11 protein-coding genes are annotated in these 11246 nt (G+C 69.8%); 6 read left to right on the forward strand and 5 right to left on the reverse strand.

Features of this window, described 5'->3' with window-relative positions; all coding sequences use genetic code 11:
• A complete protein-coding gene (locus ABT115_RS16990) occupies nt 1–261 on the reverse strand; it encodes a UBP-type zinc finger domain-containing protein (RefSeq protein ID WP_351789822.1) in 261 nt (86 codons plus the stop codon).
• Nucleotides 262–296: 35 nt separating this feature from the next.
• Between ABT115_RS16990 and ABT115_RS16995 the strand changes: the two genes are divergently transcribed.
• The gene (locus ABT115_RS16995) at nt 297–1901 is read left to right on the forward strand and encodes a Na+/H+ antiporter (RefSeq protein ID WP_351789825.1); all 1605 of its coding nucleotides are present in this window, start codon (nt 297–299) and stop codon (nt 1899–1901) included.
• A gap of 67 nt (nt 1902–1968) precedes the next feature.
• On the opposite strand, the gene ABT115_RS17000 is transcribed toward ABT115_RS16995, so the two are convergent.
• From ABT115_RS17000 to ABT115_RS17010, 3 genes are all read right to left on the reverse strand, one after another.
• Nucleotides 1969–2862: a 1-aminocyclopropane-1-carboxylate deaminase/D-cysteine desulfhydrase gene (locus ABT115_RS17000; RefSeq protein ID WP_351789828.1), complete on the reverse strand. Its 894-nt coding sequence runs from the start codon at nt 2860–2862 to the stop codon at nt 1969–1971.
• Nucleotides 2863–3064: 202 nt separating this feature from the next.
• Nucleotides 3065–4261 (reverse strand): globin domain-containing protein, encoded by a 1197-nt coding sequence (locus ABT115_RS17005; RefSeq protein ID WP_351789831.1) that lies wholly within the window; start codon nt 4259–4261, stop codon nt 3065–3067.
• A gap of 102 nt (nt 4262–4363) precedes the next feature.
• Nucleotides 4364–4813, reverse strand: coding sequence for an RrF2 family transcriptional regulator (locus ABT115_RS17010; protein ID WP_351789834.1), 450 nt, complete (start codon nt 4811–4813; stop codon nt 4364–4366).
• A gap of 178 nt (nt 4814–4991) precedes the next feature.
• Here ABT115_RS17010 and ABT115_RS17015 point away from each other — a divergent pair, with 178 nt between their 5' ends.
• The 5 genes from ABT115_RS17015 (at nt 4992) to ABT115_RS17035 (ending at nt 9963) form a co-directional block, all read left to right on the forward strand.
• Nucleotides 4992–6398: a family 2B encapsulin nanocompartment shell protein gene (locus ABT115_RS17015; RefSeq protein WP_351789837.1), complete on the forward strand. Its 1407-nt coding sequence runs from the start codon at nt 4992–4994 to the stop codon at nt 6396–6398.
• A 156-nt stretch (nt 6399–6554) separates the two neighbouring features.
• The gene (locus ABT115_RS17020; protein ID WP_351789877.1) at nt 6555–7583 is read left to right on the forward strand and encodes a family 2 encapsulin nanocompartment cargo protein polyprenyl transferase; all 1029 of its coding nucleotides are present in this window, start codon (nt 6555–6557) and stop codon (nt 7581–7583) included.
• 152 nt (nt 7584–7735) lie between these two features.
• Nucleotides 7736–8404 carry a DUF6304 family protein gene (locus tag ABT115_RS17025; RefSeq protein ID WP_351789840.1) on the forward strand — a complete coding sequence of 223 codons (669 nt, stop codon included), beginning with the start codon at nt 7736–7738 and terminating at the stop codon, nt 8402–8404.
• A 213-nt stretch (nt 8405–8617) separates the two neighbouring features.
• The gene (locus ABT115_RS17030; protein ID WP_351789843.1) at nt 8618–9601 is read left to right on the forward strand and encodes an SdpI family protein; all 984 of its coding nucleotides are present in this window, start codon (nt 8618–8620) and stop codon (nt 9599–9601) included.
• A 2-nt stretch (nt 9602–9603) separates the two neighbouring features.
• Nucleotides 9604–9963 carry a GntR family transcriptional regulator gene (locus tag ABT115_RS17035; RefSeq protein ID WP_351789846.1) on the forward strand — a complete coding sequence of 120 codons (360 nt, stop codon included), beginning with the start codon at nt 9604–9606 and terminating at the stop codon, nt 9961–9963.
• A gap of 64 nt (nt 9964–10027) precedes the next feature.
• On the opposite strand, the gene ABT115_RS17040 is transcribed toward ABT115_RS17035, so the two are convergent.
• Entirely contained in the window at nt 10028–10507 is a 480-nt protein-coding gene (locus ABT115_RS17040; protein ID WP_351789849.1) for a VOC family protein, read from the reverse strand.
• Nucleotides 10508–11246: the final 739 nt, after the last annotated feature.

Consider the following 11246-nt stretch of genomic DNA (forward strand, 5'->3'; position numbering starts at 1 on the left):
TCAGACGATCGAACCGTCCGCGAAGCACCAGCGCCAGCTTTCGCCCGATTCGAAGCTCCGCATCACCGGATGACCGGTCTCCTTGAAGTGCGCGGTGGCGTGCTGCAGCGGCGACGAATCGCAGCAGCCTACATGGCCGCAGAGCAGGCAGAGTCGTAGCTGCACCGGATGGGTGCCCGCTTCGAGGCATCCGAGGCAGGTTTCGCTGAGCGGGACCGGCTCGGGGTGCGGCAGTTCGGACAGGTGCGGGCAATCCCTCATGATTGTCAGGTTACGACGGATGCGAGGACCGTGAAATGGACGCATTGCCGCTGGTGGCATTGGTCGCGGCCAGTGCGGCCGTGGCGGGGGCCGCCCGCCGCACCCCCGTTCCGGCCCCCCTGCTTCTGGTCGCGGCGGGGCTGATCGCCTCATATCTGCCCGGGGTGCCGACGTACACCCTGGACGCGCACATCGTGCTGCCGCTGCTGCTGCCGCCGCTGCTCTATACGGCGGCCGTCGACAGCTCGTACCTCGATCTGCGGGCCAACCTCCGGCCGGTCGCGCTGCTCTCCGTCGGTTACGTCCTGTTCGCGACCGTCGCGGTCGGCTGGCTGGCGTACCGCCTGGTGCCCGACCTGCCACTGACTGCCGCGCTGGTGCTCGGCGCGGTCGTCGCCCCGCCGGACGCCGTCACGGCCGCCGCGATCGCCCGCCGGGTCGGGCTGCCCGGCCGGGTCACGACGATCCTGCAGGGCGAGTCCCTGGTGAACGACGCCACCGCGATCACCGCCTACAAGGTGGCGCTCGCCGCCGCCGTGGGTGAGGGCATGAGCTGGGGCGCCGGGATCGGCGAATTCCTCCTCGCCGCGGTCGGCGGTGTCGTGGTCGGCCTGGCACTGATGGTGCCGCTGCACTGGCTCCGCACACACCTCGAGGAAGCCCTGCTGCAGAACACGCTGTCGCTGCTGATCCCCTTCGTGGCGTACGCGGCGGCGGAACGCGTGCACGCCTCCGGAGTGCTCGCCGTGGTCGTCGTCGCGCTCTATCTGGGCCACCGGTCGTGGCAGGTCGACTTCGCCACCCGGCTCCAGGAGGCGGCCGTCTGGAAAATGGTCGCGTTCATCCTGGAGTCCGTGGTCTTCGCGCTGATCGGGCTCCAGCTTCCCTTCGTCCTTCAGGGGCTCGGTACGTACGCGGTGACCGATGCCCTCTGGTACGCGATGGCCGTGTTCCTCGCAGTCGTCGTGGTCCGCTTCATCTGGGTCTACCCGGCGGCGTATCTGCCCAGGTGGCTGTCGAAACGGATCAGGGAGCGCGAGCCCGAGACCAACTGGACGGCGCCGCTGATCGTCGGCTGGGCCGGGATGCGCGGGGTCGTCTCGCTCGCCATCGCCTTCTCCATCCCGATGGTCACGACCAGCGGGCAGGCCTTCCCGGCCCGCAACCTGGTGCTGTTCCTGACCTTCACCACCGTCATCGGCACCCTCGTCATCCAGGGGCTCAGCCTGCCGCTGCTGGTACGGGTGCTGAAGCTGCCGGGGCGCGATGTGACGGCGGAGACCCTGGCCGAGGCGCAGGCGCAGAGCGAGGCGTCCACGGCCGCCGAGGCTCGCCTGGAGGAGCTGCTCACCGACCGGCGCAACTCTCTGCCCGGACCGCTCACCGACCGGCTGCGCACCGTCCTGGAGCGCCGCCGCAACGCCGTGTGGGAGCGGCTGGGCGCGGCCAATCCGGTGACCGGGGAATCGGCGGACGACACGTACCGTCGTCTGGCCAGGGAAATGATCGATGCCGAGCGCGAGGTCTTCGTACGGCTGCGGGACGAGCGGCAGATCGACGACGAGATGCTCCGGACGCTGCTCAGACGGCTCGACCTGGAGGAGGCGGCGGCCTACCGGGAGGAGTCGAAAGCGCCTTGAGAGGCTGTCGGGCGGCCTCCGATCAATAGCGTGCGTGCCGCGCGATCAGACGTCACCCGAGAGTTTCTCAGGGCCGGCCCGTGACGACGGCAGCGACCGTGGTTCCCGCTGGGAACGCCCCCTCCTCGGCCAGCGCGTTGAGCGCGTACAGCAGCTTGGCGACATAGAGCCGCTCCACGGGCAGCCCGTGCCGCTGCTCGAAGTCGTCCGCGAAGGCATGCAGCTGCGGGGTCGTACGGGCGTAGCCACCGAAGTGGAAGCGTTCGTCCAGGGACCACGACCCGGCAGGCCCGCCGAACGCCTCCTGTTGCAGTTCCCGTATCGCGTCGCCGAGGAAGCCGCCGCGCAGCACCGGGATGCCGAGTGCGCGCTGCCCCGGGGCGAGGCCGGCGGCCAGTCCGGCGAGGGTGCCGCCGGTACCGCAGGCGACTGCGACCACATCGGCCCTGCCGCGCAGCTCGCGTCCCAGCTCCGTACAGCCCTGTGCGGCCAGGGCGTTGCTTCCGCCCTCCGGGATGACACAGCACTCCCCGAAGGCGCTCAGCAGCCCCGCCAGGGCGTCTGGATCGGCCTTCGCGCGGTACGTCGTACGGTCCACGAAATGCAGGATCATCCCGTCGGCGGCGCACTGGGCGAGCGAGGGGTTGAGGGGACGGCCGGCCAGTTCGTCACCGCGTACGACCCCTATGGTGGGGAAGCCGAGCAGCCGCCCGGCGGCGGCGGTGGCCCGCAGATGGTTGGAGTACGCGCCGCCGAAGGTCAGCACGGTGCGCCCGGCGGCAGCCCGCAGGTTGAGGGAGAGCTTGCGCCATTTGTTGCCGGGCAGATCGGGGTGTATCAGATCCTCGCGTTTGAGCAGCAGCCGTATGCCGTGGCGCGCGAAGCGTTCGTCCTCGGCTGGTTGCAGGGGTGAGGGAAGCAGCGGCTGCAGCTGGGAGAGGTCGAGTGCTTCGGAGGGCATGCCGCAATTGTCGCCGTGCCGTGCGCCAGCCGCAGATCGGACGACGGTGAGCCCCTCGTTCATCACGGCTTCCGGAAAGGCGTTCTCGGACATGGGTGAGGACATGGGTAGCGGCATGGCCGGCTCTTTGTGCGCGCGGGAGGACCGGGCCTTGGGCCGTGGGCGGGTCGACCCGGTCAATTCCGCGAGCAGTGGGCCGGGTTCAGTCCTGGGCGAGCCACAGGTCGGGGCCGAACACCTCGTAGTGGATGTCCGCCGCCGGGACACCCTTGGCCAGCAACTGGGTGCGTACGGCGCGCATGAAGGGCAGCGGTCCGCAGAGGTAGGCGTGGGTGCCGGGGGTGACCGCGAGGCCGCTCAGGTCCACCCGGCCGGTGCGATCGGCGGGGTGCCCGGGCTCCGGGTTCTCGTACCAGAAGTGTGCGGTGGCGTCGGGGAGTTTGCCGGTGAGCATGGCGTGGTCGGTGCGCATCGCGTGGTCGGCGGGGGAGCGGTCGCCGTGCACGACGGTGACCGGGGCGCGGTGTCCGGTCGCCGCGAGGTGTTCCAGCATCGAGAGCATCGGGGTGCAGCCGATGCCCGCGGAGGCGAGCAGGAGCGGGGCGTCGGCGGAGTCGAGTACGAGATCGCCGTACGGGGCGGAGACGCGCAGCCGGTCGCCTGCCCCGACCTCGGCGTGCAGGTGACGGGAGACCTCGCCGTCGGGGGAATCGCCGCCGTGCACACGCTTGACGGTGATCGAGCGGAGCGAGGAGCCGGGGGCGCTGGTGAGGCTGTACTGGCGGATCTGGCGGGCCCCGTCGGGGAGTTCCACCTGCACGGAGACGTACTGGCCGGGGCGGAAGTCGGGGGCGGGTGCGCCGTCGGCCGGACGGAGCTGGAAGGTGGCGACATCCGCCGTCTCCTCGATCCGGGTGGTCACCTCCCACTCGCGCCACACGTCACCGGCGACAACGCCCTGCTGTGCGTACAGCCGCTCCTCGATCGAGATCAGGGCGCCCGCCATCAGCCAGTAGACCTCGTCCCAGGCTGCGGCGACCTCCGGGGTGACCGCGTCGCCGAGCACCTCGGTGATGGCGGCGAACAGATGGGTGTGCACGATGTCGTACTGCGCGGCGGTGACGCCGAGCGAGGCGTGCTTGTGCGCGATCCGGCTGAGCATCACGTCGGGGCGGGTGTCCGGGTGCTCGACCAGCTGGGTCGCGAAGGCGGCGATGGAGCCCGCAAGAGCCTGGCGCTGGGCACCGGATGCCTGGTTGCCGCGGTTGAAGAGGTCGCGCAGCAGTTCGGGGTGAGCGTCGAAGAGCTTGCGGTAGAAGAGATCGGCGATGTCTCCGATGGCCGCTCCCACGGCGGGGAGGGTGGCACGGATGGTGGCGGTCGACGTCTCGGAGAGCATCGGTGACTCCTGGATCATTGAATTGGTATCTGAGATTCGCATTTTCAGGCAGCGCGAATCCGGGCGATGGCGCCCTTGGTGCGGTGTGCGGGGTGCGGTGGCTCAGTCGGTGGCCGGGCGGCCTCTGCTGATGCCGATGAGTACCGGTCCGGTGGGGGACGCGACGAGTTCGGCGACGGTGACCGGATCGAGCGAGGCGTAGAACGCGTCTTCCGCCTGGCGCAGGGCGCCGCGCAGTCGGCAGGCCGAGCGCAGGGGGCAGGGGGTGGTGCCCTCGCAGTCGACGACGTCGCCGGGCCCCTCCAGCTCCCGGACCAGACCACCGATCGAGGCGGTCCGGCCCGCTCCGGTGAGGCTGAGTCCGCCGCCGCGGCCCCGGCGCGCCTCGATGAGGCCGAGGTGCTGAAGCTTGGCGACGACCTTCGCGGTGTGGGTGTACGGCACCTGCATGGTCGCCGCCACCTCCCGGGTGGTCGGCGGGTCGTCGTTCTCCGCGACGGCGAGGCGCATCAGTACGCGCAGCGCCACGTCGGTGAATCTCGTCAGCCGCATGACGGACACCGTAGATAAGTTGCATCAAGGATGCAAATTATTGGGTTCCGTGGACATTGCTGAGCGTCGTGCCCAGCCCAAAGCCCGAATAGTCACACTCTTTTGTGTAATGGCGTGCCGTCTCTCCGTGCTGAAAGGCTTCTTCGCGCAGGTCAGCCAATGATCGAGAGGACGTCAGATGTCCGTTGGTGAAGAGGTTCAGAACGCGCCGGTGCCGCCGCAGCAGAGTCTGGGCACGGCGGCGGCGCGGAACCTCGCGACGACCACCAAGTCCGCTCCGCAGATGCAGGAGATCACCTCACGGTGGCTGCTGAAGATGCTGCCATGGGTGCAGGTACAGGGTGGCACCTACCGGGTGAACCGCAGGCTGAGCTACTCGGTCGGGGACGGCCGGGTGACTTTCGTGCAGACCGGTGACCGGGTCGCGGTCATTCCCGCCGAGCTCGGAGAGCTCCCCGCTCTGCGGGAGTTCGGCGACGAGGAGGTGCTGGGCGAGCTGGCCAGGCGGTGCGAGCAGCGTGACATCGCCGCCGGCCAGGTGCTGGCCGGCGCCGGGGACCCGGCGGATCGTGTCTTTCTGCTGGCGCACGGCAAGGTCGAGAAGGTCGGCACCGGCCCGTACGGGGACGAGACGGTGCTCGGGGTCCACGCCGACGGGGCCTACTTCGGCGACCACGCCCTGATCGACGGCGACGCCGTCTGGGAGTACACGGCCCGTGCCGTCACCGCCTGCACGGTGCTGACGCTGAGGCGGGCCGATGTGCTGAATCTCGCCGAGCGCGCGGATTCGCTCCGCACCCACCTCGCCGGTCTTCTCAGCGTTCCGCAGCAGCGCACCAACAAGTACGGCGAGGCGGAGATCGATCTCTCCGCCGGCCATGTCGGCGAAGCCATGGTCCCGCACACGTACGTGGACTACGAGTCGGCGCCGCGCGAGTACGAACTGAGCGTCGCCCAGACCGTGCTGAAGGTCCACAGCAGGGTCGCCGACCTCTACAACCAGCCGATGAACCAGACCGAGCAGCAGTTGCGGCTCACGGTCGAGGCGCTGCGCGAGCGCCAGGAGCACGAGCTGATCAACAACCGTGAGTTCGGCCTGCTCAACAACTGCGACTACGGGCAGCGCCTCCAGCCGCACGACGGGGTGCCCGGACCGGACGACATGGACGAACTGCTCTCGCGCCGCCGCGGCTCGAAGCTCTTCCTCGCCCACCCGCGGGCCATCGCCGCATTCGGCCGCGAATGCAACAAGCGCGGTCTGGTGCCGGAGAGCGTTGAGGTCGGCGGACACCATGTGCCGGCCTGGCGGGGCGTACCGATCTTCCCGTCCAACAAGATCCCGGTCACCGATGCCCAAACCACGTCGATCATCTGCATGAGGACGGGTGAGGCCGAGCAGGGCGTCATCGGACTCCAGCAGACCGGCATCCCCGACGAGATCGAACCCAGCCTGTCGGTCCGCTTCATGGGCATCGACGAGCAGGCGATCATCTCCTACCTGGTGACGGCCTACTACTCCGCAGCCGTCCTCGTACCGGACGCCCTCGGCGTACTGGAAAACGTAGAGGTCAGCCGCTGGCGGTAGCCCATCGGGGGCCCGGACGGCGATGTCCGGGCCCCGTCAACCTCCGCCACCGGGCAGCCGTGCCCGGGGCGGCCTCGGGAGGACGCCCCAGTGAAGACCCACCACGCACTCCACACACCCACCCCCCGGGCCCCGGGTGACGACGACCCGGCCGCCCTGGCGACGCAGGGCCATGAGGCCGTAGCCCTCCTGGAACAGACCCGCACCCTCGTCGATCCCCAACTGCATGCCGCCGTCGACTCCTTGCCCGGATCGATCCGCCGCGTAGCGATGTACCACTTCGGCTGGCAGCAGGCTGACGGCACCCCGTCATCGGGGCGGGCGGGCAAGGCGATCAGGCCCGCGCTCGTCCTCGCCGCCGCCCGGGCGCTGGGCGGAGACCCGCAACGGGCGGTACCGGCAGCCGTCGCCGTGGAGCTGGCGCACAACTTCACCTTGTTGCACGACGATGTCATCGACGAGGACCGGACCCGTCGGCACCGGCCCACGGCCTGGGCGGTTTTCGGTATCCCGGACGCAATCATCGCCGGTGACGCCATGCTCGCCCTCGCCCAGCGACTGCTCGCCGAGGACACCGGCCCGGCCTCGGCCCGCGCCTCGGCGAGGCTCTCGACCTGCGTCATCGAGCTGTGCGCAGGCCAGCAGGCCGACTGCGACTTCGAGGGCCGCGGTCCGGACGAAGTCTCACTGGACGAGTGCCTCACCATGGCCACCGCCAAGACGGGCGCCCTGCTCGGCTGCGCCTGCGCACTCGGTGCGCTGTACGCCGGCGCGGGGGAGCGGGCGGTCGGCGCGATGGACGGATTCGGCCGGGAGGCGGGCCTCGCCTTCCAGCTCATCGACGATCTGATCGGCATCTGGGGGGATCCGGCACAGACCGGGAAGCCGGTCGGGGCGGATCTCGGCGCCCATAAGAAGTCCTTGCCCGTGGTCGCCGCACTGACCTCCGGCACGCCCGCAGCGGCCGAACTCGCCGCTCTCTACCGGGGGCCGATGAGTACACCCGGCGAGGTGAGCCGCGCCGCCGATGCCATCGACCGGGCCGGCGGCCGGGACTGGGTGCAGGGCTTCGCGGCGGACCGGATGGGACGCGCGGTCCACCACCTGTCCCGGGCGGTCCCGGACCTGGCCCCGGCGGGCGACCTGCTGACCCTGGCGGAGTTCGTCACCCGCCGGACGCACTGAGCGCGGAGGAGCGGAGAAAGGAGCGGAGAGCCGAGACCGGCGGAGGGGGCGGAGGAAGGAGAACGCAGCAAGGTGCCGAGGTCACAAGGCTTGTGAGGTGAAAGGGAGGGCGCCAGGGCGACTGTCATGGGCACGGGCTACAGTCCGTGCCCATGACAGATGAGTCATGGGCAGGGTGGTACCGGGACCGGCAGGGCTCCGACGCCGTCATCCTCATCACCGACGGACAGCAACTCCGCCTCCGGATCAGGGGCATCGACTTCGAGGGCGAAAGCTTCGACGGCCTGACCCCGGTGGCCGGCACACCACCGGACGACGACCCTTTCGCCCTGGTGGACGGCGCGTTGGGCGACTGCGTCCTGGAGTGGGACCTGCCGCTGCCGGTCCTTTGGGATGGAGCCGTCCATCAGGCCACGCTCAGCTGCCTGTTGTCGCTGCGTCGCCCCGATCCTTATCTCTATCTCGAGCTGCAGTTCGGCGGGGCGGCCTACGGATCCCATCGCGCCGAGAGCGACTTCGCGTCCGCCCTTGCCACGATCCAGCGCGTCCTGCCGCCCGGCGTGCGCCTGCAGACCTGTATCGCCTGTGCCTTCTCGGACTACTTCCCGGCCCCCGGCCGCGGTCTTTCCGGCGGCCTCGCGTGCTTCCGGGGCGCCAAGGACGCCTACCGCGGGGCGGCCGGCGAGGGCGATGTCCTGGATCTGTGGGACCGGCGGACGGGATTCGTCCAGGAGATCTGGAGCTGCCGCGAGTACGAGCCCCGCCCGGACCGGGGCGCCGGCACCGGGCACCGAGGTGCGTTTCCGCTGGAACTCGCCTGATCTGACCTGTCCGGACGGTCGTCGCCGCCCGGCCGGCCCGGCCGATCTCCGGCTCGCCGCTCTCCAGTTGCTCGTCGGACTGTTCTTGACGACGACGAGGGTGGTCCGTACCTGATCCCGCCATTCCCGACGGCATGCCCATCCCCGCGGCATGCCGTCAAATCATTGCCGCGCCTTCATTGTTCTACTAGCATGCGAACAATGGAGGTTTTCATGAAGCGAAAGAATCTGGGCCGCGTGACGCTCGTCGCCCTGCCGTTCCTGCTCGCGCTCGTCGCCGATCTGGCGCTGCTCGCCCTCTTTCATGACCGGCTTCCCGGACAACTGGCCAGCCACTTCACGGTCGATGGCCAGGCGGACGGGCATGTGGGACAGGTGTGGCACGCCGTGGCCGGCGTCCTGCTGTTCGCCGTGACCGGTGCTCTGTGGGCCCTCACCGCGGTGCGGGGGAAGTTCTACGGGTGGGCCTACCGCTGGCTGGTCGCCGGTGGTTATGCCTTCGCCGGATTCCTCGGCTGGGTGATGGCCGCCGTGCTGCTTGCCAACGTGGATGCCGGTGAGAATGCGCAGGGGGAGGCGCAAGGTGTGTCGTTCCCGATGTGGCAGCTCGCCGTCGCCCTGGGAGTCGCCGCGCTCGCCGGAGGGGTGGGGATGGTGCTGGCCGCGCTCGCTCCCGTACCGAAGCAGCCGGCCGCGACCGGGCAGGCCGGGGACGGTGCGCGGATCGTGCTTGCCGACGGGGAGGTCGCCGGATGGGCGCGCAGCGCCGGGAGCTGGTGGCTGCCGCTGATCGCGCTGGCGCTCGTGGCCGGCGGGGTGTGGCTGCTGTTCGTCTCGGGATGGGCGGCCGCGATTGGGCTGCTGCTCCTCGGCGTGCTCCTGGCCGCCTTCGCCCGGCCGTATGTGGTGGTGGACCGGCGCGGCATCACCATCTCGGGAATGCTGCCCTGGCCGCGCTTCAGAGTGCCGCTCGACCGGATCGAGGCCGCGACCAGCAGGGACATCAACCCCCTTGCGGAGTACGGGGGGTGGGGCTACCGCATCCGTCCAGGACGGACCGGTTTCATGATCCGTTCCGGTGAGGGAATCGTGGCGACACTGGTCGGCGGCCGTGACTTCGCGGTGACCGTCGACGACTCGGCGACCGGCGCCGCGCTCCTCAACACCCTGATCGACCAGCGCCGAGCGGAGCACTGACCATGCTCTTCCGGGTCGACCCCACCTCCACCGTGCCGCTCGGTGACCAGATCGCAGCGTCCGTGCGCCGCGCCGTCGCCGAGGGGGCGGTGGCGCCGGGCGAGCGCCTGCCCGCCGCCCGGGTGCTCGGCGAGTCCCTCGGGCTCAATGTCCATACGGTGCTGCGGGGATATCAGCAGCTCCGCGAGGAGGGCCTGATCGAACTGCGCCGGGGGCGTGGTGCGGTCGTCACCAGCGGCGCATCCCCGCACCGGGCCCGGCTGCTGGAGCGCGTACGCGAAGTGGCTGCGGACGCGCGCGAGCTGGGGATGACGGAGGAGGAGCTGCTGGCCGTGGTCCGTACAGCACTCAACAACCCGTAGGCCGGTGCAGGGCACTGGCCCAAGATGCCGGACGAATCGTCTTTCGTTCGGCATCTCCGCCTTATCAGCCCTCGGCGTGCACTCTCTGCAGCGCGGCGATGTCCGGCTTCTTCATGGTCATCATCGCCGCGGTGGTCCGTGCGGCCTTCTCGGCGTCCTGGTCGCCGATCAGATCGATCAGTGCCTCGGGGACGACCTGCCAGGAGACGCCGTACCTGTCCTTCAGCCAGCCGCAGGGCCCCTCTTCGCCCCCGTCGGTGAGACTGCTCCAGTAATGGTCCACCTCGTCCTGGTCCGAGCAGTGGATCTGGAACGAGACGGCTTCATTGAAGGTGAACTGCGGCCCGCCGTTCAGCCCGACGAACTTCTGGCCGTTGATCTCGAACTCGACCGCCATCGCCGATCCGGCAGGCCCGGGCCCTGCTTCGGTGTAGCGGCCGGTCCTGCCGCGGCGGGAGTTCTTGAAGACCGAGAGGTAGTACTCCGCCGCCTCCTCGGCCTGCCCGTCGAACCACAGACATGTGGTGAAGCCCTCGGTGGTCATCGCTGTCTCCTGTCGTGAGCCCATGTCCCGTCGTGTGCGCATGTCCACCCATACTGTGCGCATGTCCACCCATACCGATTGATCCCGTCCCGGAAACTTGTCGGGCGCATTTGGGGGCGCCGGCATCAGCCAGGAAGGGGTACCGGCACGATGCCCTCCCCCGGACAGGCCGAGCACAGGCAAGATCATGACGATGGCGGAGATCCCGCAGGGCGGCACGGCCTCGCGCCGGGTAAACGGCCTGCCACTGCCAGGTGTTGACTTTACGCTCCCGGAACGGGACGGAGTCGCAGCCGACCAGCTGTGCTCGTCTCCGTGCGTCTCCGGTGCGTCACCCGGACGGTCCAGGGAACGCGGAAGGGCCCGACCGCCCGGGCTCCCGGAAGCCAGGATGTTCCAGGCATCGACGGGGCGGCCGGCACCTCGGCGTAGCCGCTGACGGCGTCGGGGCCGTAGCGCGGCCGGAGGTGTGGAAGCGCCGACGAGATGGGCAGCCGGCACGTATCCGACAGCCTCTGGGGCCGTAACGCACGGCTCCCTCCTGCCCGAGGAGGACAGGAGGGAGCGCGAGGGACCTGCGTCGTGCGTCAGGCGGACATGTCGGACGAGGCTCAGCTGAGCTCGCGGATGAGCTCCTCTGCCTGAGCTTGACGTTTAACCCCGGCAAGATCATGTCTTGTCGGGGTTCGTCATGCGCCGGACAGCAGGCGCGGCCGCCTGTGATGCTCGAAGTGTTGAG

The organism is Streptomyces sp. NPDC001832 (assembly GCF_040297265.1).
GTDB lineage: Bacteria > Actinomycetota > Actinomycetes > Streptomycetales > Streptomycetaceae > Streptomyces.

Excerpts from the sequence above, each read along its gene's own strand:
- ABT115_RS16995 (WP_351789825.1), top strand. The coding sequence starts at position 297 with ATGGACGCATTGCCGCTGGTGGCATTGGTCGCGGCCAGTGCGGCCGTG.
- ABT115_RS17025 (WP_351789840.1), top strand. The coding sequence starts at position 7,736 with ATGACAGATGAGTCATGGGCAGGGTGGTACCGGGACCGGCAGGGCTCC.
- ABT115_RS17005 (WP_351789831.1), bottom strand. The coding sequence starts at position 4,261 with ATGCTCTCCGAGACGTCGACCGCCACCATCCGTGCCACCCTCCCCGCC.
- ABT115_RS17010 (WP_351789834.1), bottom strand. The coding sequence starts at position 4,813 with ATGCGGCTGACGAGATTCACCGACGTGGCGCTGCGCGTACTGATGCGC.
- ABT115_RS17035 (WP_351789846.1), top strand. The coding sequence starts at position 9,604 with ATGCTCTTCCGGGTCGACCCCACCTCCACCGTGCCGCTCGGTGACCAG.
- ABT115_RS17040 (WP_351789849.1), bottom strand. The coding sequence starts at position 10,507 with ATGACCACCGAGGGCTTCACCACATGTCTGTGGTTCGACGGGCAGGCC.
- ABT115_RS17015 (WP_351789837.1), top strand. The coding sequence starts at position 4,992 with ATGTCCGTTGGTGAAGAGGTTCAGAACGCGCCGGTGCCGCCGCAGCAG.
- ABT115_RS17030 (WP_351789843.1), top strand. The coding sequence starts at position 8,618 with ATGAAGCGAAAGAATCTGGGCCGCGTGACGCTCGTCGCCCTGCCGTTC.
- ABT115_RS16990 (WP_351789822.1), bottom strand. The coding sequence starts at position 261 with ATGAGGGATTGCCCGCACCTGTCCGAACTGCCGCACCCCGAGCCGGTC.
- ABT115_RS17000 (WP_351789828.1), bottom strand. The coding sequence starts at position 2,862 with ATGCCCTCCGAAGCACTCGACCTCTCCCAGCTGCAGCCGCTGCTTCCC.